This window comes from Cupriavidus pinatubonensis, from assembly GCF_019602855.1.
GTDB lineage: Bacteria > Pseudomonadota > Gammaproteobacteria > Burkholderiales > Burkholderiaceae > Cupriavidus > Cupriavidus pinatubonensis.
Genome location: NZ_CP080766.1, coordinates 1,693,928 through 1,719,457 on the forward strand (window position 1 = coordinate 1,693,928; position 25,530 = coordinate 1,719,457).

22 protein-coding genes are annotated in these 25,530 nt (G+C 65.6%); 8 read left to right on the top strand and 14 right to left on the bottom strand.

The features are described 5' to 3' along the window. Positions 1-16: 16 nt before the first annotated feature. Genes K2O51_RS07665 through K2O51_RS07680 form a run of 4 tightly spaced genes read left to right on the top strand, consistent with a single transcriptional unit; the run spans position 17 to position 4,030 of the window. Positions 17-535 carry a DUF2271 domain-containing protein gene (locus K2O51_RS07665; protein ID WP_011301325.1) on the top strand — a complete coding sequence of 173 codons (519 nt, stop codon included), beginning with the start codon at positions 17-19 and terminating at the stop codon, positions 533-535. A 54-nt stretch (positions 536-589) separates the two neighbouring features. After that, entirely contained in the window at positions 590-1,414 is an 825-nt protein-coding gene (locus tag K2O51_RS07670; protein WP_011301324.1) for a DUF4198 domain-containing protein, read from the top strand. 22 nt (positions 1,415-1,436) lie between these two features. Continuing rightward, positions 1,437-2,444: an FAD:protein FMN transferase gene (locus tag K2O51_RS07675; protein WP_011301323.1), complete on the top strand. Its 1,008-nt coding sequence runs from the start codon at positions 1,437-1,439 to the stop codon at positions 2,442-2,444. Between the two features lie 50 nt (positions 2,445-2,494). Further along, the gene (locus K2O51_RS07680) at positions 2,495-4,030 is read left to right on the top strand and encodes a sulfite reductase subunit alpha (protein WP_220630676.1); all 1,536 of its coding nucleotides are present in this window, start codon (positions 2,495-2,497) and stop codon (positions 4,028-4,030) included. A 16-nt stretch (positions 4,031-4,046) separates the two neighbouring features. Here the strand turns inward: K2O51_RS07680 and trhA are convergent, their stop codons facing one another. Then, the gene (gene trhA, locus K2O51_RS07685; RefSeq protein WP_011301321.1) at positions 4,047-4,664 is read right to left on the bottom strand and encodes a PAQR family membrane homeostasis protein TrhA; all 618 of its coding nucleotides are present in this window, start codon (positions 4,662-4,664) and stop codon (positions 4,047-4,049) included. 431 nt (positions 4,665-5,095) lie between these two features. Here trhA and K2O51_RS07690 point away from each other — a divergent pair, with 431 nt between their 5' ends. Then, positions 5,096-5,917, top strand: a complete 822-nt coding sequence (locus K2O51_RS07690) for an alpha/beta fold hydrolase (RefSeq protein WP_011301320.1) — start codon at positions 5,096-5,098, stop codon at positions 5,915-5,917. Positions 5,918-5,947: 30 nt separating this feature from the next. Here K2O51_RS07690 and K2O51_RS07695 read toward each other — a convergent pair whose 3' ends face one another. The 6 genes from K2O51_RS07695 to K2O51_RS07720 all read right to left on the bottom strand — a co-directional run bounded on the left by K2O51_RS07695 (position 5,948) and on the right by K2O51_RS07720 (position 12,164). Next, entirely contained in the window at positions 5,948-6,271 is a 324-nt protein-coding gene (locus K2O51_RS07695) for a hypothetical protein (protein WP_011301319.1), read from the bottom strand. 50 nt (positions 6,272-6,321) lie between these two features. After that, positions 6,322-6,738, bottom strand: coding sequence for a cupin domain-containing protein (locus K2O51_RS07700; protein WP_011301318.1), 417 nt, complete (start codon positions 6,736-6,738; stop codon positions 6,322-6,324). A 196-nt stretch (positions 6,739-6,934) separates the two neighbouring features. Next, positions 6,935-8,086 carry an acyl-CoA dehydrogenase family protein gene (locus tag K2O51_RS07705; protein ID WP_041680610.1) on the bottom strand — a complete coding sequence of 384 codons (1,152 nt, stop codon included), beginning with the start codon at positions 8,084-8,086 and terminating at the stop codon, positions 6,935-6,937. A gap of 19 nt (positions 8,087-8,105) precedes the next feature. After that, positions 8,106-8,990, bottom strand: coding sequence for an SDR family oxidoreductase (locus K2O51_RS07710; protein ID WP_011301316.1), 885 nt, complete (start codon positions 8,988-8,990; stop codon positions 8,106-8,108). 14 nt (positions 8,991-9,004) lie between these two features. Then, complete coding sequence (locus K2O51_RS07715; protein ID WP_011301315.1) at positions 9,005-10,012, bottom strand: tripartite tricarboxylate transporter substrate binding protein; 1,008 nt, start codon at positions 10,010-10,012, stop codon at positions 9,005-9,007. A 16-nt stretch (positions 10,013-10,028) separates the two neighbouring features. Continuing rightward, on the bottom strand, positions 10,029-12,164 hold the full coding sequence (locus tag K2O51_RS07720; protein ID WP_011301314.1) for an acetate--CoA ligase family protein: 2,136 nt from the start codon (positions 12,162-12,164) through the stop codon (positions 10,029-10,031). A gap of 247 nt (positions 12,165-12,411) precedes the next feature. On the opposite strand from K2O51_RS07720, the gene K2O51_RS07725 reads away from it, so the two are divergent. Both K2O51_RS07725 and K2O51_RS07735 read left to right on the top strand, forming a co-directional pair. Next, a complete protein-coding gene (locus tag K2O51_RS07725; RefSeq protein WP_011301313.1) occupies positions 12,412-14,220 on the top strand; it encodes a phospholipase D family protein in 1,809 nt (602 codons plus the stop codon). A gap of 145 nt (positions 14,221-14,365) precedes the next feature. Beyond that, positions 14,366-15,451 carry a Zn-dependent alcohol dehydrogenase gene (locus K2O51_RS07735; protein ID WP_011301312.1) on the top strand — a complete coding sequence of 362 codons (1,086 nt, stop codon included), beginning with the start codon at positions 14,366-14,368 and terminating at the stop codon, positions 15,449-15,451. A 66-nt stretch (positions 15,452-15,517) separates the two neighbouring features. Here K2O51_RS07735 and K2O51_RS07740 read toward each other — a convergent pair whose 3' ends face one another. From K2O51_RS07740 to groL, 7 genes are all read right to left on the bottom strand, one after another. Beyond that, positions 15,518-16,324, bottom strand: a complete 807-nt coding sequence (locus K2O51_RS07740) for a lysozyme inhibitor LprI family protein (RefSeq protein WP_235679928.1) — start codon at positions 16,322-16,324, stop codon at positions 15,518-15,520. A 175-nt stretch (positions 16,325-16,499) separates the two neighbouring features. After that, complete coding sequence (locus tag K2O51_RS07745; protein WP_011301310.1) at positions 16,500-17,438, bottom strand: LysR family transcriptional regulator; 939 nt, start codon at positions 17,436-17,438, stop codon at positions 16,500-16,502. 190 nt (positions 17,439-17,628) lie between these two features. Further along, complete coding sequence (locus K2O51_RS07750) at positions 17,629-18,135, bottom strand: DUF6630 family protein (RefSeq protein WP_011301309.1); 507 nt, start codon at positions 18,133-18,135, stop codon at positions 17,629-17,631. A 55-nt stretch (positions 18,136-18,190) separates the two neighbouring features. Further along, positions 18,191-18,880: an ArsR/SmtB family transcription factor gene (locus tag K2O51_RS07755; protein WP_011301308.1), complete on the bottom strand. Its 690-nt coding sequence runs from the start codon at positions 18,878-18,880 to the stop codon at positions 18,191-18,193. Positions 18,881-19,095: 215 nt separating this feature from the next. After that, on the bottom strand, positions 19,096-20,400 hold the full coding sequence (locus K2O51_RS07760) for an erythromycin esterase family protein (protein ID WP_011301307.1): 1,305 nt from the start codon (positions 20,398-20,400) through the stop codon (positions 19,096-19,098). Positions 20,401-20,423: 23 nt separating this feature from the next. Continuing rightward, on the bottom strand, positions 20,424-22,307 hold the full coding sequence (ftsH, locus tag K2O51_RS07765; RefSeq protein ID WP_220630019.1) for an ATP-dependent zinc metalloprotease FtsH: 1,884 nt from the start codon (positions 22,305-22,307) through the stop codon (positions 20,424-20,426). A 584-nt stretch (positions 22,308-22,891) separates the two neighbouring features. Further along, on the bottom strand, positions 22,892-24,526 hold the full coding sequence (gene groL, locus K2O51_RS07770) for a chaperonin GroEL (RefSeq protein WP_011301305.1): 1,635 nt from the start codon (positions 24,524-24,526) through the stop codon (positions 22,892-22,894). Between the two features lie 489 nt (positions 24,527-25,015). On the opposite strand from groL, the gene K2O51_RS07775 reads away from it, so the two are divergent. Beyond that, entirely contained in the window at positions 25,016-25,519 is a 504-nt protein-coding gene (locus K2O51_RS07775; RefSeq protein WP_220630020.1) for a BCAM0308 family protein, read from the top strand. Positions 25,520-25,530 lie beyond the last annotated feature (11 nt).

Below are 25,530 nucleotides of genomic sequence, written 5' to 3' on the forward strand. Positions count from 1 at the left end.
GACGAGGTTTTCCGATATGCGCCGACTGCTCACCGTCACCCTCACCGGCATGGCCGCCGTCCCGCTGACCGGCCCGGCCTTCGCAGCCGACATGAACGTGAAGGTGGAGATCCCGCGCCTAAACGTGGCGGAATACCACCGCCCATATGTCGCGGTCTGGGTGGAACGCGCCGACCAGAGCCCGGCGGCGACGCTGGCGGTCTGGTACGACGTCAAGAACAAGGAAGGCACCAAGTGGCTCAAGGACATGCGCCAGTGGTGGCGCAAGGCCGGCCGCGACATGCAGATGCCCGCCGACGGCATTTCCGGCGCCACGCGTGCGCCGGGCGAGCACACGCTCACTTTCACGGAGGGAAAGGCCCCGCTAGGCAAGCTGCCTGCCGGCAACTACCAGCTCGTGGTCGAAGCCGCGCGTGAAGTCGGCGGCCGCGAACTGCTGCGGGTTCCGTTCACGTGGCCACCGCAGTCGGCCCAGACCGCCCGTGCGAAGGGCGAGCACGAGCTGGGCGGCGTGACCGTCGACCTGAAGCCTTGATGTTCTTGACGTTCCTGATGCCACTGCCGCACTGATTCCAACCGGAGACCGACGATGAAGACTTTCCGATCGCGCCTTTCCACGCGCCTGGCCGTACTGGCGCTGGCGACCCTGGCCCCGCTGGCCGCCCATGCGCACCGCCAGTGGCTGCTGCCGTCGGCCACGGTGCTGTCCGGCAACGACACCTGGGTGACCGTGGACGCCGCCGTCTCCAACGACCTGTTTTACTTCGAACACGTGCCGCTGCGCCTGGACAACCTCGTCGTGACCGGCCCGGACGGCAGCGCCGTGAAGGCCGAGAACGCCAGCACGGGCCGCTACCGCAGCACCTTCGACCTGCACCTGACGCAGCCCGGCACGTACCGCGTGGCGGTGGTCAACCAGGGCCTGTTCGCCAGCTACAAGGAAAACGGCCAGACCAAGCGCTGGCGCGGCACCGCTGACGCATTCGCGAAGGAAGTGCCCGCTAACGCGCAGGAGCTGCAGGTGACGCAGGCCGAAGGCCGTGTCGAATCGTTCGTCACGAACGGCAAGCCGAGCAGCCAGGGCCTGGCCGCCAGCGGCCGTGGCCTGGAACTGGCGCCGATCACGCATCCGAACGACCTCGTATCCGGCGGTACGGCCAGCTTCCGCCTGCTGCTCGACGGCAAGCCAGCGTCCAACCTGAAGGTCGCCGTGGTGCCGGGCGGTATCCGCTACCGCGACCAGTTGCAGGAGTTCAGCGCCACCACCGATGCCGACGGCAAGTTCAGCGTCAAGTGGCCGGCCCCTGGCATGTACTGGATGGAAGCCGAAGTGCGCGACGAGAAGACCTCGGTCAAGGCTGCCAAGACCCGCCGCGCGACCTACGCGGTGACGGTCGAAGTATTGCCGCAATAAGGCGTCTGAAGGTACCTTCCGCGTGAACCGCGTCCTGATCCCGCCCACCCTGTCCGCGCCGCCGGTTCCGCCCGGCGCGCAGACTCGCGCGCAGCGCTGGAGTGGCGAGACCATGGGCACGACGTGGTCGGTCGTGGCCATGCTGGTGCAGGAGGCCGATGCCGACGCGCTGGAGCAGGGCATCTGCGCCGTGCTCGACAGCGTGATCGCGCAGATGAGCAATTGGGAGGCCGATTCGGACGTCAGCCGATTCAACCGCGCCCCCGCGGACACGTGGGTCGCGCTGCCGGCCGACTGCGTGCGCGTGCTTGCGTGCGCGCTGCAGGTCGCGCGCGACAGCGGTGGCGCCTATGACCCCAGCGCCGGGCCACTGGTCGACCTGTGGGGCTTCGGCCCTGCGCCGCGACGCTGCGCGACGCCGGCTCCGGACCAGGTCGCTCAGGTCCGGCAGCAATGCGGCTGGGATCGTATCGAACTCGATATCGACGGAGGCTGCGCGCTGCAGCCGGGTGGCGTATCGCTCGACTTCTGCGCGATTGCCAAGGGCTTTGCGGTAGATGCCGTCGCGCAATACCTCGAGTCCGAAGGCGTGGCACACCACCTGACCGAAATCGGCGGCGAACTGCGCGGCCACGGCGTCAAGCCGGACGGCTTGCCATGGTGGGTCCAGCTGGAAACGCCGCCTGATTGTGCAGTCACGGCGCAGGAGCAGACGCTGGTCGCCATGTACGGCCTGTCCGTGGCAACGTCGGGCGACTACCGGCGCTTCTTCGACAGCGAAGGCCGCCGCTATGCCCACACCATCGACCCGCGCACCGGTTATCCAGCCAGCCACGCGCTCGCTTCGGTGACCGTCCTGCACACCGAATGCATGATGGCCGATGCGCTTTCCACTGCCCTGACCGTGCTCGGCCCACAGGCCGGCATGGAGCACGCGCGCCGGCATGGCATTGCCGCGCGCTTTCTCGTGCGTACGCCGGGCGGCTTTGACGAACATCTTTCCCCGGCCTTTGCCGCGATGCTGGCGTGAACCTATTCACCGCATGCTGGCTGGCCGCTGTGGCAGGTGTCTGCGTGGCAATGCTGAGCCCGTCGCGCGCCGGCATGGCAGCCGGCGTGTTGCTGGCCTATGCGGGCTTCTGCGGCGCGGTGTTCGACCACCACCGCCGCCGGCGCGCGCGCGTTGCGTCGCTTGCCGTCAGCGGCGCGCATCAGGAAGGGGCGACGCTGGTGGCTTACGCAAGCCAGACCGGCTTCGCCGAGCAACTGGCCATGCAGACCGCCACGGCGCTGCAGGGCGCTGGCATGCCGGTGCATCTGCTCTCGTTCGAAGAGCTCGATGCGCGCCGCCTCGCCCGCGTCCGGCAGGCGCTGTTCGTGGTCAGCACGACCGGCGAAGGCGATGCACCGGACAGTGCCTCCGGCTTTGCGCGCCGCCTGCTGGCTGGTGGCGGCCACGATGCACTGCGCCAGCTTCGCTATGGCGTGCTGGCGCTCGGCGATAGCAGCTATGCGCGCTTTTGCGCGTTTGGCCATGCGTTGTCGGATTGGCTGCAGCGCCACCATGCAAGGCCTTTATTCGATCTGATTGAGGTCGACAACGGTGATGCAGGCGCCCTGCGGCACTGGCAGAACCACTTGTCCGCGCTCAGCGGCGGCACGGAGATCGCCGACTGGGAGCGTCCGCGTTATGAGCATTGGCAGCTCGCTGCGCGCGAACACTTGAACCCCGGAAGCGATGGCGCACCGGCGTTTCACCTCGTGCTCAGGCCCGAGGGCGCCGTGCCGGGCTGGCAGGCCGGCGATATTGCTGAAGTTGGTCCTTGCCATGATCCGGCCGATATCGGCCGCTTGCTGAGCCACCTGAGCATGGACGGCGCCGCGCCGGTGCGCTGCGATGCGCAGACGGTGACGTTGGCCGAAGCGCTGGCCACGCGGCTGTTGCTGCCCGAAGCGCATCTGGCCACGATGCGGGCGTTGCCGCCGCAGCAGCTTGTCGATGCACTGTCACCGTTGCCGCATCGGGAGTATTCGATTGCCTCGCTGCCGCAGGATGGTCAGCTCGAACTGCTGGTGCGACAGACCCGGCATGCCGACGGCAGGCTGGGTCTCGCCTCAGGCTGGCTGACGAGTCATGCGCCGGTGGGCGCGCGCATTGCGCTGCGTATTCGCACCAATCGCAGCTTCCATTCGCCGGCTGACGGCCGGCCGCTGGTACTGATTGGCAATGGCACCGGCCTGGCCGGGCTGCGCGGCCACCTGAAGGCGCGTGCGCTGGCGGGGCGCCATCGCAACTGGCTGTTCTTCGGTGAGCGGTCGGCGCGGCATGATGGATTCTTTGCCGATGAACTCGCGGCCTGGCAGGCACAAGGTGTGCTGGAGCGGGTCGACCTTGTGTATTCTCGCGACGGCAATGCCTTGCGATATGTGCAGGACGCGCTCCGGGAGCGCGCACCGGTGCTGCGGGAATGGGTTGAGGCGGGTGCGGCGATTTACGTTTGCGGCAGCCTGCAAGGCATGGCCGGTGGCGTCAATGACGCGCTGGCCGATGTGCTTGGCGAGGCGGGTTTGCGCCGGCTGACCGAGCAGGGTCGCTATCGCCGCGACGTCTACTAGATCCGCCAGCTCCCGTTTATCCGACGTACCCGAGGATGCTGACGAACTGGCATGCACTGCCGGCCAGCACGAACAGGTGCCAGATGCCATGGAAGTGCTTCACCTTTTCGTCGAACAGGAAGAAGCCGATTCCGGCCGTATAGAGCGCTCCGCCCGCTACCAGCCACCAAAGACCGGCCGCAGGCAACGCTGCGGCCAGCGGCTGAAACGCAATCACCACCAGCCACCCCATCACCACATAGATCAGCAGAGACAGCACGCGTGTGCGCCGCCCGATCCAGAGCTCCTGCACGATGCCAATTACAGCGAGTCCCCAGTTGATCCCGAATAACGTCCATCCCCACGTCCCACGCAACGTAACCAGCGCAAACGGCGTATAGCTGCCCGCAATCAACAGATAGATCGCGCAATAATCAAGCCGCTGGAACACATTCTTGGCCGGACCGCGCAAGCTGTGATACAGCGTGGAAATCGTATAGAGCAGAACCAGCGTGGTCCCGTAGACCACTGAACTGACCACCTTCCACGCATCGTGGTAGAGGGCCGAGGATGTCACCAGCACCGCCATGCCGGCGGCTGCCAGGATGGCGCCGGCCAGGTGGCTGTACCCGTTGAATCGTTCGCCGCGATACATGCGCCGTCCTCCGGAAGAACTCAGTCGGTTCGCGATCCGCGTTGCGATCGCGGATGCGCGAAGCCATATTCTGGCACGGCTGCCGCAAGCGACCACCGCAAGGCCCTGACGCGAGTCATGGCATCGTTGCCGCAGCGCGACGCATCGCAGCACATTCCTGGTGTAAAGCACGTGTGCCCTAAACAGGTGCCGCAGTCTGTTTGCACCGGCCAGATGGCGGCAGCACTGACCTCTCACCCGTACGGGTGGCCTTCGAGAGGGAGTTCGAAACGCGCATCGCGGAGTGTCCTCTGTACTCCCTTGCAATTCACTGTCTCATCGCCTTACATGAAGCGTTCTCCGCGGACGACAGGATCATCACGCGGCCGCCCGGCAAGACCGCCTGAAACCCGCCGCCCTCGTGCGGCTTCCATTGACCAGGAGCGTCGATCATGAGCACCGTGACCACCAGGGACGGTACGGAAATCTTCTACAAGGACTGGGGCAAGGGCCGGCCCGTAGTGTTCTCGCACGGCTGGCCCCTGACCGCCGATGCATGGGACCCTCAGATGCTCTTCCTCGTGCAAAAAGGCTTCCGTGTCATTGCGCATGACCGCCGCAGCCACGGGCGTTCCACGCAGACATCGGCGGGCAACGAGATGGACACCTACGCCGATGACCTTGCGACGCTGCTGGACAAGCTCGACATCAAGGACGCCACCATGGTCGGCCATTCCACCGGCGGCGGCGAGGTCGCGCACTACATCGGCCGGCATGGCACCGCGCGCGTTGCACAGGCCGTGCTGATCGGTGCCGTGCCGCCGCTGATGCTGAAGACCGATGCCAACCCCGGCGGCCTCCCGCTCGAAGTATTCGACGGCATCCGCAAGGGCGTGGTGGATAACCGCTCGCAGTTCTACCTCGATCTCGCCACGCCGTTCTACGGCTACAACCGTTCCGGTGCCAAGCCATCGCAAGGGGTTATCCAGGAGTTCTGGCGCCAGGGCATGGCCGGTGGCGTGCTGGGCCAGTACGAATGCATTCGCCAGTTCTCGGAAGTCGACTACACAGAAGACCTCAAGAAGATCGACGTGCCGACGCTGGTGCTGCATGGCGACGATGATCAGATCGTGCCGATCGATGCGTCGGCCAAGATGACCGCGAAAATCGTCAAGAACGCCACGCTCAAGATCTATCCGGGCGCGTCGCACGGCCTGTGCACGGTCAACGCCGACGAGGTAAATGCGGATCTGCTTGCGTTCCTGAACCAGTGACGGGGAACTTCGCCGGCGCCGGCGGTGATGTCAGTCCGCCGGCGCGGCGAGCGCGGCGTCCAGCATCGCGATCGCAAGGCCAATCAGCAGTGCGGCGGCGGAGGCGATGAACCAGCGCACGGTCTGGCGATACTCGGTGACGGCATCATCCTCGATGCGCAGGGCGCGGAATAGCGCGACGATCTGCAGCACCACCGCGCCGACCAGCGACAGCGCGGCGAACAGCGCGCGCGCATTCCAGTGTCCGGGGCTCTCGAAACCCCAGAAACGCCAGAAGGCCAGCGAGAAACCGAGCAGCACGGTGATCGCCGTGATGATGCCTTGCCGGTAGCCCGCAGGTACTACCTGTGGCATGGGCGGTGTGTCGGGACGCGGAGTCTCGGGGGAGGCCACCTGGCGTGCGTTCAGGATGAGTACGCCGGCATTTGCACCATGGCCAGCGTCGCAACCAGCCCGCCCACGACGTGGCTGCGATGTCCCTTGCCGGTCGTGTCTTCGAGCAGCAGCGCGCTGCCCGGCACCAGCGAACGGCGCTCGCCGTCGGATGCCTGGAACTCCATCTCGCCGTCCAGCACGATGATCCACATGCGCGCCGGCGAGGGGTGAAGGTCGCCGACCCAGCCAGCCGGCACCACCAGGAATCCTTGCCGCGCGGCCTCGCTCATGGGAGATACCCAGAAGGCAGGCGCCGGCGGCGCAAAGCTGCGCTCGGTCATCTCCATCGACAACGCGCCGAAATGCGATTCGCCAGCCTCATCGGCATACAGCCGCCCGAAGGCCAGTGTGGAATGGCTGTGGGCATGCTCCGAAGTATCGGGCATGGTATGCCTCCCGCACGGGGCCTCATGCCCCTCATCGTGTCTTGTCAGTCTAGGTCGCCGGAGCAGGGGCGTCGAGAGATGAAAAAAGGCGTTGCCCGATGTGTCGGACAAGGCCTCGTTGCTAAGCCCGCCTGAACCTCGGAACGCGATGTGCGCGGGCACGCCACGCTGCGCGGATCACCCCGGCTACAACAGCCTAAATTCCCAACTGCCGCGCCGCCAGATCCTTCATGATCTCCTCCGCTCCCCCACCGATCATCATGACCTTCACTTCCCGGTACAGCCTTTCCACCCGGCTGCCACGCATGTAACCCATGCCCCCAAGCAACTGCACCGCGCGATCCGCACAGAACTGGAAAGTACGCGTGGCCATGTTCTTGGCCATGGCGATCTGCGCAACCGGTGCCGCGCCGTCGTCCAGTCGGGCGGCCAGGTCGTCCAGCATCGCGCGCGTGGCTTCGATGCGCGTGGCCATGTCGACCAGCTGGTGGCGCACTACCTGGTGATCGGCCAGCCGCTTGCCGAAGGTGTGGCGATCGCCTGCCCAAGCGAGGGCGTCGTGGAAGCACACCTGCGCGTAGCCGCAGGCTGCGGCCGCCAGGGCCAGGCGTTCGTGGTTGAAGTTCTTCGTGATCGCGGCGAAGCCCTTGCCTTCCTCGCCGATCAGGTTGTCGACCGGTACTCGGCAGTTGTCGAAGTAGAGCTGCGCGGTGTCGGAGGCCCACCAGCCCATCTTCTTGAGTTCCGTGCGCGACAGGCCCGGTGTATCGCCTTCGATGAGCAGCAATGACACGCCACTGGCGCCCGGATCACCGGTGCGTACCGCGACTGTGAAGTAGTCGGCCCGCATGCCCGACGTAATGTAGAGCTTGGTGCCATTGACGACGTAGTGGTCGCCTTCACGACATGCCGATGTGGTCAGGTGCGCGACATCGGAGCCCGCGCCGGGTTCGGTGATGGCGAGCGCGGAAATCTTCTCGCCGGACAGGATCTGCGGCAACACGCGCGCCTTCATCGCTTCGCTGCCGACCGCGGCAATCGGCGGCGCGCCGATGGTGTGCGAGAACAGCCCCGACGCGATGCCGCCGGAGCCGCCCCACGCGCGCTCTTCGAACAGGATCATGCGGTAGAACGCGTCGCAAGGCGCGCCGCCGTAGGCCTCGGGAAAGCCGGGCTGCAGCAGGCCCGCTTCGGCGGCCTTGCGGTACAGCTCGCGCGGAAAGCTGCCGGCCTCGTCCCAGGCTTCGGCGTGCGGGGCGACTTCCTTCTCGAAGAAGCGGCGGACCGAGGCGCGGAATGCTTCGTGGTCGGCGGTGTAGTAGCGGGGATTGGGCGGTTGCAGAACCATGTTTGCGGGCATTGTCGGGTCACTCCGCGGCCGGCGCCAGGCAATCGGGCAGCTCGTAGAGCGGGAAGCCGTTGAATGGCTCGGAGCGCTGGTGCGCGGGCAGGGCCCACGTATGCTTGGCGTTGGGGACGCCGCCGTCGACGCGCAGCGTCGAGCCCGTGATGAACGCCGCTGCCGGGGACAGCAGAAAGGCCACCGCGGCGGAAACTTCCGCCTCCGTGCCAAGCCGCTGCAGCGGCACCTTGCGCGCGAGCTGGCGGATCTTTTCCTGGAACGCGGGCGGATAGGTGTCGAAGCCGCTGGACGCGATCCAGCCCGGGGCTACAGCATTGACGCGCACGCCCGACGCGGCCCATTCGCACGCGGCGGTTTCCGTGAACGACAACATGCCCGCGCGCGCCGCGCCGGAATGTCCCATGCCCGGCATGCCGTTCCACATGTCGGCGATGATGTTGACGATGGCGCCACCGTTGGCTTCCATCCACTGCGTGTAGCACTCGCGCGCGACCAAGAAGCCGCCGGTCAGGTTGTTGCGCACGACCGCTTCCCAGCCCTTGAGACTGATGTCGCGCAGCGGCGACGGGAACTGCCCGCCGGCGTTGTTGAAGAGACCGTCGATACGACCATGCACGGCCAGCACGTTGACGATGGTGTGGCGTACCTGCTCCTCGTCGCGGATGTCGCACACGTGCAGCGAAATGCGTTGTGCGGCGCCCGGTTCGGCGGCGTCGATTTCCGCACGGACCTGTTCGAGTTTTTCGATCTTGCGGCCCGCGAGCGCCAGGCTGGCGCCAAGGCTCGCAAGTTCGTGCGCGGTGCAGCGGCCGATGCCGCTGCCGCCGCCGGTGACCAGTACGGTGCGTCCGGCAAACAGCTCGCGGTGGAATACGGAACGATATTGCATGCGTGTCTCCGGGTTCAGGGATTGGTACTCAGGCCAAGCCGCTTGACCAGTTTGCCCTGGCTCTCATAGCGCTGGCGGGCGAACGCGGCGTAGCCGCTGCTGTCGAGGTAGGCCATCTCCTGGTCGAGCTTGTCCAGCATCAGCTGCATGGCTGGCTCGTACAGGGCCTTGCGGAACGCGTCGTGCAGCACCTGCACGGCTTGTGCGTCCATGCCGCGCGGCCCGGCAATGCCGAACGGCGACGTGGAGACCATGTCGAGTCCCACATCGCGCAGCGTTGGCACGGAAGGCCAGCGGCGCGAATGCCCGGCGGTCCACAGCACAAGCCAGCGCGCCTTGCCGCTGTCCACGTACGGCCCGATGCCGCCCGCGGTCACGCCAAGATCGATATGTCCGCCCATCATCGCCGCGATGATTTCCGACTCGCCCTTGTACGGCACGTGGTTCAGGCGGATGCCGAGCCTCTGGCTGATTTCCTCCATGGTCACGTGCATGGTGCTGTTGGTGCCCGTGGTGCCGTAGCTGATCTTGCCGGGATTGCGCCGCGCTTCCTCCACCATGTCCTGCCACGATTTCCACGGCGCGTCGGCGCGTGTGGCCACGCCAAGCGAATAGCCGGTCAAGTGGATGACATAGGTGAAGTCCTGCATCGGGTCGAACTGCGTCTTCTGCAGATGGGGGAGGCGGAACACGGGCTCCGGCATGATCGTCAGCGTGTAGCCGTCGGGCTTGGCGCGCGCGACGTAATTGGCGCCGAGCACACCGGCGGCGCCGGGACGGTTCTCGACCACAACGGGCTGGCCCAGGTGCTTGCTCGCGCCATCGGCGAGCGTACGCACGAGCGTGTCGGTGGCACCGCCGGCCGCGAACGGCACCACCAGTGTCACCGGCCGCGCCGGGAATCCCGCCGCCCGCGCACGGCCCGCGGCCAGCGTGCCCAGCGGCGCAAGAATGCCGAGCGCCACCAGCGAGAGGCTGGTACGGCGTCGGTCGTCAATGACTTCAGTTTTCTCAGCCTGCATGGTGCGCTCCTCAGGGCTATTGCTCGTTCTGGTTCTGAAGGATCAGGGCATCCAGTGCCACCGCGCCTTGTCCTTCCTGGCGCACCAGCAGCGGGTTCACTTCCATTTCGCTGAGCCGGTCGCCGAGTGCCATGGCGGCGTCGGAGAGCGCGGCAATCGCGGCCGCGGCCGCTTCGATGTCGGCAGCGGGTTTGCCGCGGAAGCCGGTCATCAGCCGGTAGCCGCGCAGGCTGGACAGCATCTCGCGCGCCATGGCGCGGTCCACCGGCAGCAGACGGTGCGCGACGTCGTGGAAGATCTCGGTGAAGATGCCGCCCAGGCCGACCGTCATCGCCGGGCCGAATACGGGATCGCGCGTCACGCCGACAATCAGCTCGCAGACGCCGCTGGCCATTTTCTGTACCAGCACGCCGCGTTGCTCGGCTTGAGGCATGGCCTTGACCGCATTGGCCACGACTTCGCCCGCCGCCGTACGGACTTGCTCCGCATCGACAAGGCCAAGGCGCACGCCGCCTACCTCGGTCTTGTGCGCGATGTCCGGACTCAGCACCTTGACCACTACCGGATAGCCGATGCTGTCCGCAGCCATGGCGGCCTCGTCCGGCGTGGCGGCCATGGCCTCGGCGCCAATCGGCACGCCAAAGCCTGCCAGCCACTGTTTGGCCTGGTATTCATCGGTGGAAGCGGCAGGCAGGTAGCCGGCGGCGCCCGTCGACGCCTGGGCGCGCAGATCCATCCAGTGTGCAGTCGGCGCGGCGGTGTCAAGCCAGCCCACGTAGGTGCCGAGTGCCTGCGCGGCACGTGCGACGTCCGGGAACAGCGCGACGCCGGCCTCGGCCAGCCGCTGGCGGCTGGTCGGCTCGCCAGTTGTGGCGACCACGATCAGGCGGTTGGTCTTCGCGGCGACCTCGATCAGTTCGTCGGCGACGCGGTCGAGCAGGTAGGCCGTGGCGTAGATGAAGATGACATCGGTGCCGTCATCGTCGGCCAGGTTGTCGAGCACCGCATAGGCCAGGCCATTGCGGTTGAAGAGCTGGCCCGTCATGTCGACCGGATTGGCCACGCCACCGATCTCCGGCACGGCGGTCTGCAGACGCTGCTGCACCGCCTCCGACAGGCGCGGCACGTCAAGGCCCGCGGCGCTGAGCAGGTCAGCCGACAGCGCGCCCATGGCGCCCGACACCGATGCCACCACCACGCGGCGCCCAGCGCTGCGCTGTCGGAAGCCGGACAGGTAGGCAAGATCGGTGAGGTGCGCCGGGTCGCGCGCCTGCATGGCGCCGACCTGCGCGAAGGCGGCGCGGTAGATCGCCTGGTTGCCTGCCAGCACTGCGGTGTGCGATTGCGTGGCGCTGGAGCCGGCCTCGCTTTCGCCGGCCTTGAGCACGATCAGCGGCTTGCCCGCGGCACGCAGGCGCGCGGCGGCGTCGATGAAGCGCGGACCGTTGCGCAGGCCTTCCACATAGCCGACCACGGCGCCGGTCTGCGCGTCATCGGCCAGGTAGTCGAGGTAATCGGCATAGTCGAGACAGGCTTCGTTACCGGTGTTGATGAACTGGTGGAAGCCCACGTCCATCTGCCGGCCGGTGGCGTAGACGATCGCGCACACATTGCCGCTCTGCGTCAGCAGGCTGACGTGGCCGGGGCCGTCTTGCGGCGGGTAGGCCCGGAACGTCGTGGCGAACGCGGTGATGGCGCGCGTAGTCAGGTTGGCCAGGCCCATGCAGTTGGGGCCGGCAATGGCCATGCCGGTTTCCCGGGCAAAGGCGGTCAATTCGGCCTGAAGGGCGATGCCGGCCTCGCCGGCTTCGGCAAAGCCCGAGGCATAGAGGATGGCCGCGCGGATGCCGACTGCGTGGCAGCGGCGCATCTGCGGCAGTACGTCGTCGGCGCCGAGTGCGAGTACGGCCACATCGGGCGTCTTTGGCAGCGATTCGACATCCGGATAGCACGCCAGCCCGGCGATTTCCGCGTAGCGCGGATTGACCGGATAGACCGTGCCCCGGTAGCCAAGGCGCTGCAGGTGGTCCAGCGCCACGCCGCCGATACGGCTGGTATCGCGCGAGGCGCCGATGATGGCAATGGAAGCCGGTTCGAGCAGCTGGGACAGGGCGGCGCGGTCTGTTCGGGGCGCCGTAGCGGTAATGGTCATCATGATCTCCATCCTTCCTGTGCCGGAAAGGTGGAGCGATTCAAGCCCATGGCGGCGGGGCGCGGCAAGCAAGGCGCCGCAGACTGTGCACATTGTGAACGGATGCCGTGTGGCGCCCAGGCGCTTGTTGCGCCGCAATGTGGCTTGGGCGATGCCTTCGCGGGCGCGTGGCGGTGTATCTTTAAAGGTATCTGACCTTTAGGCCGCCCGGGCAGCCGGTGCTGGGGGGCGCAGCGGAGAGACGCGAATGCACGAGCCCTGCAATGTGAGCGTGTCGTCGGTGACCCGTCATGGCCGCTCACGGCATGCGTGGCGCGCGGCCTGGCGGCGCGCGGCCTCGCTGGTGACAACGCTGTTTTGCGCCGGTGTGCTGGCGGGTTGCGCGAGCCTGCCAGCGTCGGCCGAACGTACGCCTTCGACGGCGCCAACCGATACCAGCGACACGCCACTCGGCAAGGCGCTCGCGCCCAGGCTGGCGCAGCATCCGGGCGATTCGCTGTTCTATCCGCTATCGTCCGGTCCCGACGCGCTGGCCGCACGACTGGCCATGGCGCGGGCGGCGCAGCGCAGCCTGGACCTGCAGACCTATATTTTCGAGCCTACCGGCACCGGCGCTGCCGTGCTCGGCGACATCATCAACGCCGCCGACCGCGGGGTGCGCGTGCGGCTGTTGCTGGATGACATGCATACCGGTGGCCTGGACAAGGTGCTGGCCGCGATCGACTCGCATCCCAATATCGAGGTCAGGCTGTTCAACCCGTTCGCGAACCGGGGCGCGCGCTGGCTGGAAATGCTGTGGAGCTTCAGCCGGCTGGACCGCCGCATGCACAACAAGTCGATGACGGTGGACAACCAGATCTCGCTGGTTGGCGGGCGCAATGTGGGCGATGCCTATTTCTCCGCGCGTGCCGACATGGACTTCAGCGATCTGGACGTGCTTGTCGCGGGACCGGTCGTGCCGCAGGTGTCCGCGGTGTTCGATGCTTACTGGAACGATCCGTCGTCCTACCCCGTGGCCGCGCTGATTCCCGAAGGCAAGGATGCGCCCGAAGAAATGCGCGCGTTGCGTAAGCGCCTCGAAGCGCGCGGCGAGCAGGCGCGCGCCAGCCCCTATGTGCAGGAACTGCTTGATTCGGGTCTGGCGAAAGGTATCGAAAGCGGCCACATGCCCGGCTACACGGGCAAGGCCACCGTGGTGTCGGACAGCGCGTCCAAGGCTACCGGGAAGACCGAGGGCGATGGCTATGCCACGGTGCGGCTGGAGCACATGATCAGTGCGGCGAAGAACGAAGTGGTGCTGGTATCGCCGTACTTCGTGCCGGACGATGACGGCGAAGCGTGGCTTGTCGCGCTTGCCCGTCGCGGCATTCACGTGCGCATCCTGACCAATTCGTTCGCGGCCAACGACGTGAGCGCCGTGCACGCCGGCTACATGCCTCACCGCGAGGCGCTGGTGGCGGCCGGCATCGAACTGTACGAGCTCAAGCCGAGTGCCTACGCGGAACTCGCCCAGCGCGGCAAGCCGGCCGAATCGGGATCGGGAACGGGCGCGGGAACGCGCGCTGGCGCGGGGACGGGTTCGGGATCGGGGACGGGGACGGGGACGGGGACGGGGACGGGGACGGGTTCGGGATCCGGATTGGGCTCGGGGTCCGGGTCGAGAGTGACTTCGGGCTCGAGCTCGGGTTCGCGTTCATGGCTTGCGTCGAGCCGCGCCAGCCTGCATGCCAAAAACTACATCGTCGACCAGCATCTTGTATTCATCGGTTCGCTCAACATGGATCAGCGTTCGGCCAAGCTGAATACCGAGATGGGCATCGTCCTGGATAGCGCGCCGCTGGCCCAGCGCATCCTCAAGGGCATGAATGATGGCTTGCTCGACATCGCCTACCGGGTCGAACTGCGTGCGAACCCGGACGGGAGCTCGCGCCATCTGACGTGGGTCACGCGCGAGAGCGGCCAGTTGAAAACCTACGACAGTGAGCCGGGGATGGGCCCGCTGCAACACCTTGGCATCGGCTTCCTGCGCGTGCTGCCGATCAAGGAAGAGTTGTAGACGCGCATAAGCGGGAGGCCGTTGCTGCACAGCGTCTTACGTGAATCTCCGATCGGCGGTAATGTGCGGGCTGCGCCCCGGAACCCACTGAGGGCCGCCCGCGCTGCCCCGGCAATCGCGCAGCGGCCTGCACGCAAGGAGATCCATGAAAGCCGCTGTCCTGCATCAACCCAAGTCCCCGCTGGTGATCGAAGACGTTGCCATCGGCAAGCCTGGCCCGCATGAAGTCCTGATCCGGACCGCCGCTGTTGGCGTGTGCCATTCGGACCTGCATTTCCTGGATGGCGCCTACCCGCATCCGATGCCCGCAGTACTTGGCCACGAAGCCGCCGGCGTGGTGGAGCAGGTCGGCGAACTGGTGCGCACGGTCAGGCCCGGCGACCACGTGATCACCTGCCTGTCGGCCTATTGCGGCCATTGCGAGCACTGCCTGACCGGCCACCTGTCGTTGTGCACCGAGCCGGATACGCGCCGAGGCGAAGACGAACCGCCGCGCCTGACGGCGCACCACGGCGGCCCGATGAATCAGTTCATCAACCTGTCCGCGTTTGCCGAGCAGATGCTCGTACACGAGCATGCGCTGGTTGCGATCCGCCGCGACATGCCGCTTGACCGCGCCGCACTGATTGGTTGCGCCGTGACCACCGGGTTCGGCGCGGTGGTTCATACCGCGCGCGTGCAGCCCGGCGAAACCGTGGCCGTCATCGGCTGCGGCGGTATCGGATTGGCCACCATCAACGGTGCGGCCATCGCGGGCGCTGGCCGCATCATCGCTATCGACCGCGTGCCTGGCAAGCTGGAACTGGCGCGACAATTCGGCGCGACCGATGTCGTCCAGGCCGGTGACGATACCGTCGACGCCGTGCGCGCGCTGACCGGCGGCGGCGTGCACCATGCGTTCGAGGCGATCGGCCTCAAGCAAACTGCCGAGCAGGCCTTCGCGATGCTGCGCCGCGGCGGCACGGCCACCATCATCGGCATGATTGCACCGGGCGTGAAGATCGAACTCAAGGGCAGCGACTTCCTTGGCGAGAAGAAGATCCAGGGCTCGCTGATGGGCTCCAACCGCTTTCCGGTGGACATGCCGCGCATGGTGGATTTCTACATGGCGGGACGGCTCAAGCTCGACGAACTGATCTCGCGGCGCCTGCCGCTCGAAGAGATCAACAGCGCGTTTGATGAACTTAGGCGCGGAGAACTGGCGCGTTCGGTGGTGGTGTTTGGGGACTGAGGAAGTTGCTGGCAGGTTGATCGGGGCCGCAGCCGCTTGCGGCGCGGCCCTGTCGACTCCACTGGTTTACGACCGCATTCGATTCAGTTCATCGATACGCTGTTGGTAGCTGCGCAGCAGGCAGCCCTTATCGCTGCAAAGATTGCGGGAATCGCGAAGCCATGCGCGCTGATCCGCGCGTAACCGCGCCTTGTTCGCCGATGTCTTCAGTTTCTGCTCATAGACCATGGCCAGCTTTTTATCGACACGCGTCAGTTCTGCATCCGCGCAAATCAGCTGCGCCTGCGTGGAGACGAGCTTGCTGCAATCGAAACTATGGGCCAACGCATCCTTCATCTCGGGCTGAATCTCCGCCAGTCCCGGTCTGCATAGACCTTGCAGCGATTTGCAGGCGACATCGCGCCCGACCCATGCCATGTCACGCGCCCCATATTCCTTGACGAAGCGATTGATGCCGGCATTGCTGACGCCGCGCTGCATGGCATTCGCCGCGATGATCTCGTTGCAGAGCGAGTCCGAAGCGTAAGTCTTGCCATCGCGCCGGTAGCAACTGTGAAAGCCGAGCAGCCCGGTGCCAACGACACTGCGTCGTTCTCCTGATGCGAACACAATGGAAGCGCAAGCGGAAGCGCACCTGGCATTGCTTGGCACGGTCGTGTAGACGCGTACCGTGTCCATGGCATCGATCAGCCGGAAAGCGGCCTCGACATTGCCGCCCGGGCTGTTCAATGCAAGGATCACGAGTCCTTCTTCATCACGGTCAGCCAATTTGGCTGCGGCGAGGAACTTCTTTGCATCACCTTCCTGAATCTTGCCTTCCCCGATCAGCATCTTCTTCCTGAGTTGGGGTTGGTAGTAGATGGTGAAGTCCATGGCGGATGCCGTACCGGGAAGCATCAGCACAGTGAGCCAGACGCAGCAAAGCCACCGGAGGATCAAGCCCGGCGCCGTCGCTTGCGTGGCTGCCGGGCGCGCTCTGTTGTGCATACGCTTCTCCCGCTGGATGTGAAAAGCATAGCCTCGGATCTGCGGCCGACTGCGTTGTGCGTCAGGCTTGCACCGCCTCCCGCTTTCGCGCGGCCGGACGTCTGGTCTCCGGCACGCCCAGTGTCTGTTCCAGCACGTCGAGGAAGACGCGCACGCTGGCTGGCATCAGCTTTCGCGCCGGCATCAGCACATAGACCTTGAGCGGCGACGACGAGTAGGCCGGCAGCACGCGTACAAGCTGCCCTTGCTGGATTTGGTCCTGCACGAAGCGCGGCGACAGCCGGGCGACACCCAGGCCGTCGATGGCGGCCTTCAGGCGCAGTTCGGCGTTATGCGTGCAGATGCGGGGCTCGACATCCAGCCGCGCCGTTTCGATGTCGTCGCGCAGGAATTCCCAGAAGTGATCGTCGGCGTTGCCGAGCGTGGGCCAGCCGGCCAGGTCCTGCGGGGTACGCGGCAGGCCGCGGTCGCGGATCAGCGCAGGCGCCGCATAGAAGCCGCGCTCGATCAGCACGACGCGCTTGCTCGCGAACGATGTGTCCTGAAGCCGCGTGTTCGTCATGACGAAAGCTAGGTCATAGCCATGGCGGATCAGGTCGGGCTGGTCCCAGCTGACATCCACGTGCACGCGCAGGCGCGGATGCAGGCGCATCAGGCGGCTGAGCCCGTCGGACAGGTGCTGCGAACCGACTTCATAGGGGGTGGAGATACGCAGCACACCGCTGACCTCGTCGCTGACGGAGGCGGCCTCGGCGTTGATCTCGTGCAGTTCGGCGAACAGCGGCGCCACGCGGTCGTAGAGCCGCTGGCCGCGCTCGGTCACGCGCACGCGCCGCGTGGTGCGTTCAAACAGACGCACCCCAAGCTGGCTCTCCAGCCGGGCCACCGCCGCGCTGGCCGAGGACTTTGGCACCTCAGCCAGCTCGGCGCCCTGGGTAAAGCCGCCGCCTTCCACCACGCGGCAGAAAATTTCCCAGTCCTTCCATTCGATCGTTTTCATGCAGTGCCCCGGCGTCAGTGGCGCGCTCGCGGATGGGTCCGGGAGCGGGTGCGCTTGCGGCTGGATTGTCCCACAGTGTGGACAATGGTGCTGGGGCCGATGTGCGGCGCAACCGGTGCTGCCGGATTTAGTTCCAATATTGCTGGGCAGCAGGCACGTCGGTGGCGGACGCCGGAGCCCGAACCAACGCTCAGTAGGGCTGGTCGCCAGGGCGGATATCGAAATTCAGGGTCTCGGCGATATCCAACATTTCCTCGTCATCCTCGCTGCGCGTGATCCAGCCGCCGTAGGCATCGCCGCCGGTATCCCAGTTCCACAGCGTGTAGCCGGCCACGCGCAGCTGCCGGTGGGCCAGTTCCATCAGTTCTGGCACGCTGGTGCTCTCCAGGAAGTTCTCGTCCTCGGGGTCCTCGCTGCCCCAGTCGATCTCAAGGTCCAGCCGCTCGCACAGCTGGTTCATGCAGCCGATGAAGGACTGGCAGTCCTTCCAGTCCACGTAGAAGCCCGACTGCCAGTCGATGACCTCGCGGATCACCCACAGCAGTTCCTGGCCCTCGGTGTCGTCTTCCTCCGCGTCGAGCAGCGCGTCTTCGAACAGCGCGCGTTGCGCATCGGTCTGCGCGGTGTCGCCAAGGTTGATCAGCGCAAAGAAGCGCTGGATGGCGTCCTGGATGTGGTCGTCCAATGGTGTGACCATGTTCGTTCTCCTTATTGGGTATGTCTGTATTGGGTATGTCTGTGTTGCGGGGCCTTCAGGCCGCGATGCCGCCGATTTCTCGCTGGCCGAGCGGCGTCACCCGCAGCGCGCGCGACGCGGGCGTCGCCTCGATCCAGCCGCGTTCAAGCAGGTTGCCGAGCAGCGCGGCACCGAGTGCGCCGCCGAGATGCGGCTTGCGCTCGCTCCAGTCGGGGCAGGTGCACGCGAACTGGCGCCGCTTGCGGCGCGCGGCCTCGACGTTGACGCCAAGCCGCGACATGGCTTGCGCGCCGTCGCCGCTGAGGTCCACGGCATTGCCGTTCACGAGCAGCCAGCCGGCGCGCGTCATGCGCTCGAACAGGCCAACGGCGAGTTCGCCAGCCAGATGATCGTAGCAAGTGCGTGCCTGCCGCAACGCAGGCGGCGCCGCGCGCGACACCGGCACATCACGCAGCCGCGGCGGCCGGCTCGCGAGCGAGGCGGAAGCCAGCGCTTCAATCGCCACGCCGATCTCGGGCGCCGCCAGCCGATAGTAGCGATTGCGCCCGCGCGTCTCCACGGCGAGCAGCCCGCCTTCACTGAGCCGCGTCAGATGTCCGCTCGCGGATGAGGCGGACAGGCCAGCGATCAGCGCCAGTTCCCCGGCGGGGCGGGCGCTGCCGTCCATCAGCGCCCATAGCATGGCCGCACGGCCGGGATCTGCCAGCAGGCCGGCGAGCTGGCTGATGCCTGGAGTGTATTCCATGATTCATAGGGGGATGAATGATGGAATGGAGTATAGAGGGATTTGCAGTCGGCGTGATCTCGGACATTAATGTCCTGCTTGCACATCAAAACCCTGTTCTGGACATCAAAGCGCCTTTCTGAACATCAGTGAGCTTTTAAATGTATGGACGCCCCGGAGTCACGCGCGCGTTGCTCCCGTCGATGACGGTTCCGGTGCTGTTTTCGCACTGAAGCTCAAGGCACCGATGAGGATCCCACGTTGTGCGGCGTGGGAAGGGGTTCGAGCGCGTCGGTTTCATCCAGGTGGAACAGCGCGTCGAACTGGCCGGCGATGGATGCATCGAAATAGTGGCTGGCCCGTTCTGACTGCGGCAGGTAAAGCACGCCAATCGCCCGCTCGAGCATGGCCTCGGACAGCGTCCGGCTTGCGCCGGCGCCCAGCGCAAGAAAGAAGCGGTCCAGTCCGGTGGCGTGAAACAGTGACTCCCAACTGCCGGGCAGTGCCGGGACAATGCGCTTTCGCTCGGGATCGCCATCCCACTCGGATGCCGCGCACACATAACCTGTATAAGTAGTAAAGCCAACCAGCAGCGCGCGCGTCCCGGCCAGCTTGCGAACCAGTTGGCCGAGAGTCCACTCCCCGCGCAAGCGGGACTCCGTCGCGCTGGCATCGCCGACGTGTGAATTGTGTGCCCAGACCACGGCACGGCCGCTTCCGCCGCGCCGCTGCCTGTACTCGGCCAGCGAGTTCAGCGTCTGCGCCATATGGGCGTCGCGCAGATTCCAGGTGTTGACGCGACGCCCGAACATCTCGCGGTAGTAGGCCTCGGCATTCACCACTACCAAGGCGTTCTGCTCCGCAAAATAGTGCGAGTCCATAGCAGCGAGGCCATTGCGAGAGATGTAGGCGGCTTCATCGCAGCGCAACTGAAGTAATTGCCGGATGGCGCCCTCCGTGGCCGGCATGCGCGCCCCGGTCGCAGCCTGGTAACCATAGGCGGCGGGGTCTCGCACATGATCAAGCGCGGCATAATGCTGCCGGGCCGACTCCGCCTGCATGGGGTCGATGGGAGCGAGATACCGGATCACGGCCTCTGCGGAGCGATACAGGCTGTAAAGATCAAGGCCGTACACGCCCGTACGCCGCTCCGCAGGCAGGCCGGCGTTGTGTTCGCGCAGCCATTCGATGAATGACAGGAACTCCTGGTTCCGCCACATCCAGGATGGGAACCTCTGGAAGTCGGCAACAGCCATTACGCTGTCATCGTGGCCTTCACCATGCACATAGCGATTGACCCGCCACGCGTCCGGCCAGTCGCCTTCGATGGCAACGGCATCGAACCCTTCATCCGCTATCAGCGCCTGCGTGATCTGTGCACGCATTCGGTAGAAGTCGGCGGTGCCGTGAGTGGCCTCACCGAGCAGAACGAACTGCTTCTCGTGCGCCAGCTCAAGTAGCCGCGCATAATCGGACGAGGTGCCGTCCAGTCGATGAGCGGCTTCCCGTACTGCCAAAAAGGGTGTGAGCGCAGAAGACATAGGGTTCCATACAGGGCTTGCTGTCAGGCGGCCTCGGCGCGCGATTCGTGCGCGGGCATGCGCTTGAGCAGCGTATCCAGCGTTGGTCGATCGACGACCTCCTTGTCGAGCAGCAACTGCGCCAGAGCGTCAAGCACCGGGCGCCGGGCGAAGAGGGTCTTGCGGGTCCGCTCGGCGGCCTCGGCCAGAATCAGGCGAACTTCTTCGTCGATGGTTTGCGCAGTGCGCTCGCTGTAGTCCCGGTCAGGCCGGGGCAGCGCGGGGCCCATCGGCAGCAGGCTGTTGCCGGTGCGTTCATAGCATGGCAGCCCAAGCGAGCTGCTCATTCCGTATTGCGTCACCATCTGGCGGGCCATGTCGGTGGCACGCTCCAGGTCGTTCTGAGCGCCGGTGGAGACGTCGTCGAAGACAATCTGTTCGGCCATGCGTCCGCCCAGCAACACATCGAGCCTGTCGAGCAATTCGCTGCGCCGGAGCAGATAGCGGTCCTCCGCCGGTGTCTGCTGTGTATAGCCGAGCGCGCCTACACCACGCGGGATGATGGAGATGCGCGATACCCGGTCGGCATGCGCGCGGCTTTCCGCGACCAGTGCGTGGCCTGCCTCGTGGTAGGCAATGGTCTGCTTCTCCAGCGCGATCATGACGCGATTGCGCTTTTCGAGGCCGCCGATGATGCGGTCGAGCGCCTCGTCGAAATCGGCCATGTCGACGGCAGCCTTGTTCTTGCGCGCGGCAAGCAGGGCCGCCTCGTTGACCAGGTTTGCGAGATCAGCACCGGCGAAACCGGGGGTGCGTGCGGCGAGGTCATGCAGGGCGACTTCAGGGGCGAGCGTGACATTGCGAACATGGACGAGCAGGATCTGCTCGCGTCCGGCAAGGTCGGGGCGGTCAAGTACGATGTGGCGGTCGAACCGGCCCGGCCGCAGGAGCGCTGCGTCGAGGATCTCCGGCCGGTTGGTGGCGGCCATGATGATGACCCCTTTGTTGGTGTCGAAGCCGTCCATTTGCACGAGCAACTGATTGAGCGTCTGTTCTCGCTCGTCCTGGCCGCCTGCGACGTTGAGGGTGCGGGTCTTGCCCAGCGCATCCAGCTCGTCGATGAAGATGATGCAGGGTGCCTTCTGTTCGGCCTGGGCAAACAGGTCTCTGACACGCGCGGCGCCAACACCCACGAACAGCTCGACAAACTCGGATCCGCTCATGCTGAAGAACGGCACGCCAGCTTCGCCTGCAACCGCGCGCGCCAGTAGCGTCTTTCCGGTGCCGGGGGCACCGAGGAGCAGCACCCCTTTGGGTATCTTGCCGCCCAGTCGCCGATAGCGTTGGGGTTCCTTGAGGAAGTCGACCACTTCCATCAACTCGGCCTTGGCTTCGTCAATGCCGGCGACGTCAGCGAACGTGACGCCGGTCTGCTGCTGCAGATAGATCTTTGCCTTGCTCTTGCCAATTTCGAGCAAGCCGTCCCTGCCTCCGCCCATGCGCTTGATCACCAATGTCCAGATTCCCAGGAAGACGAGCGCCGGTACGATCCATGAAAGGACCGCGCCAATCCACTTGTTGTCGGCTTCACCGGCGTACCGCACATGTGCGGCGTCCAGATCGGACAGGAGGTTGGGGTCATTGATGCGTACGGTAGTGAACACATGCTCGGCTCGTCCTGACTTCTGCAGTGCCGCGGCCTGGTCGCGGGGCACAATGGCTTCCAGCCCGGCTGTGACGACCGTGCCACTGATTTCGGTTTCGCCAACGCTCGCGGTGCGGACCTTGTCGGCTTTGAGCAGCGCCTTGAAGTCGCTGTACGCCAGTGTCTGGATACTGGCCGCACCGATGTAGAACTGCAGAATCAGTATCGCTACGGTTGTGAGAATGAGGTACCAAAGCGAGAACTCGGTTTGCTGACGTTCCATGGTCGATTGACGGCGGGCTTGCCTCGGCAGGTTGCTGCTTGGTCAAACATAGTGCCGGCTACCGAGCCAAGGTTGATCGGCATCAACGGTTGTGAAGAGATCGCTCATCAAAGGGTCCGTCGGACCATCGGGGCTGAGGTGAAGACTGAATCTCATGTCAATCCCGGAACAGCGGCGACCCATGCAAGCCAGCGGGAAATGCCGGCAGGTTTCGACCCCGCGAGTCCGCGCAAGCCGGGGTCCTTTGGCCTGGTGGGCATGCGAGAGCGCGCTTACCTGCTCGGCGGCACATACGCAGTGGAAAGCGGACCAGAGAAGGGTACAGAGATCGTGATTCGTCTGCGACTGCCTGGCAGACCCGTGCTGGCAGAGGGTGATCCCGTTACGGAGTTGGGAGTTCCTTGACGCTTGTCAACTCGGCCTGCACGCGGATGCCTAAATTTGCCGTGAGCGAACGGCGCAATGAGCAGGAGCGCGAGCGCACCGGCCATACCCAATTGGCGCTTCATGTCTGAACCATTACAGGAACGGCGGACCTCGCCGCCGCAAATTCAACATCGTCTTCTGCATCCGGGGCAAGCTGGTCAGAATTCTTCGCCGAACATGCGGGCTCCCGCGGCCGCGTTCTCCGCGGAGCCGTGGGGGATGCGCTCGATCGCAATCATGCAGTCGGTCGTGAGCAGCAATGAAGCGATGGAGACGGCATTCTGCAGCGCGGTGCGTACGACCTTGACCGGGTCGATCACGCCGAGTTCGAGCATGTCGCCAAAGCGCTCGCCCCCGGCATCGTAGCCGATGGTTCCCGACGCCTCGCATACCCGGTGAACGACCGCATCGGCGTCGGCGCCGGCATTCGCGACGATCTGCCGCATTGGCGCCGCCAGCGCTGCGTGGACGATGCGTGCACCGGCAGCCTGTTCCGCATTTGGCGCTTGCCAGTCCTGCAGCACGGTACGGGCACGCAGCAGCGCCACGCCTCCACCTGCGACGATGCCCTCGTCCACTGCGGCGCGCGTAGCATGCAATGCGTCCTGGAACCGGTTCTTGCGTTCATGCAATGCGCTCTCGGTAGCCGCGCCGACCTTGATGACGGCGACGCCGCCCGTCAGCCGGGCGATGCGACGCTGCAATCCTTCGCGGTCGTAGTCCGAGCGTGCGTCGGGCACCCGGCTGCGCAGTACGGCGATGCGCGCGGCTACGCGGGATGCATCGGCGCCGGAGCCCACCAGCGTCGTCGCGTCCTTGTTGATTTCCACGCGCCGTGCCTCGCCCAGTTGTTCCAGTCCGACATGCTCAAGGGATGTGCCCGTTTGCGGCGACACCACCGTCGCGCCGGTCAGCGCAGCGAGATCCCCAAGTTGCTCGGTGCGAGAGTCGCCAAAGCCAGGGGACTTTACCGCGCAGCTCTTCAGTGCGCCGCGCAGGTTGTTGACGACCAGCGTCGCCAGCGCTTCGCCTTCCACATCGTTGGCAATGACCAGCAACGACCGGCCTGCCCGCGTCACAGCTTCCAGGATCGGCAGCAACTGTGCTATCGACGAGATACTTGCGTCACAAAGCAGTACCAGCGGAGATTCGAGCACGACAGCGCGGCTCTCCGTGGTCGCGAACAGCGGAGACAGGTAGCCGCGGTCGATCAGTGCGCCTTCGGCAATATCCAGCTCGTCGTCAAGCTTGGAACCGTCTTCGACGCTGATGGCGCCGTCCTTGCCCACGTGTTCCACGGCCTGGGCGACCAGCGTTCCGACAGTGTGGTCGCCGCTGGCCGAGATGGTCGCAATCTGCCTCATTTCGTCAGTACCGCCGCACGGCTTCGCACTTGCCAGCAAATGCTCCGAGACTAGTTTTCCGGCCGCTTCGATGCCTCGTTTGAGTTGCATCGGGTCGTGTCCGGCCTCGACGTACTTCACCCCTTCCGCCACGATGGCGTGGGCAAGGGTCGTCGCAGTCGTGGTGCCGTCGCCGGCGATCTCGCTGGTTCGGACCGCTGCTTCGCAGAGCAGGCGGGCGCCCATATCGGCGAACGGGTCGGGCAGCGAGACGGACTTGGCTACCACCACCCCGGAGTTGGCGACCAGGGGCACCATGTCGCGGCGTTCTACGATGACATTGCGCCCGCCCGGTCCCAGCGTGACCTTGACGGCCCGCGCGAGCAATTCCACACCATGAAGCATCTCGCGTCGCGCGCTCTGGTGGAAGATAAGAGTTTTTTCGGGCATGGCGAATTCCGCATCGTGATCCAGGTTGGCAACGGCTCTACCGTAGGTGCCGTGGCGACGCGCGCGTTGATGTAACGCAAGGGCGACGATGCGCGATGGCGTCACGCATTGTCGGACCGGCTTCGCGGTTCGGCCCGGACATTGGCCCCGTCTGTCACCACCTTGGAAAGTATCAAGAGCGTCGTCATGCCCCGGCTGGCCCCTGGCTTTGCTCTCTCAAACATAGGCTAGCCCTGTCGACTGGAATTGCTCCGTATCAACGGATGCAGAAACGCTGCGTCATGGCGTTGCCGAGGCCGGGCGTCCGACCGCCTCTGCTTACCCGGTGCCTGTGCGGTTCCTTTGATCCAGCTTAAGTCGCGGTCTGGCAGGGCGCATAGCTTATCCCTATGTGACCTGCGGTCGCTGCCAACGCGAAGCTTGTGGCGTGTGACGCCGCCTGCTACGCCCCCGGCCGTCAGGGTGCTGCCCTTCAACGAGGAGCCCAACATGAAAGTCCGTGCACAGTTCGCGAAGGTCCGACCCGTTCGGTGGAGTCCGTTTCCGGTCGAGCACATTTCCGACCGCTACAAGCAGCCCGCTGCCGCGCCAATTGTGGCGACCTGTCCCGTCTGCCACGCTGTCTTCATGCGGGGCCACTGGCAATGGCGCCCGGCGCCCTCCGGCGCGGCACACCTGGTGTGTTCGGCATGCGCGCGCACCGCTGACGGCATTCCGGCGGCGCGGGTGGTGCTTGCAGGCGGCTTTGAGGGCACCCATCGCACGGAGATCCTCGCTCTTGTCCGCCATAGGGAAGCCGGGTTGCGCGCGCAGCATCCGATGGAACGGCTGATGTCCATCGATTCCGACGACCAGGGCACCGTCATTGCGACCACCGGCGTGCACTTGGCGCGCGATGTCGGCAATGCCATCCATCACGCTTACCGCGGCAAGCTTACGATCGACTACGACCATGCGGAAACCGAACTGCATGTGAGCTGGCACCGGGATTGATCGGAGCACCT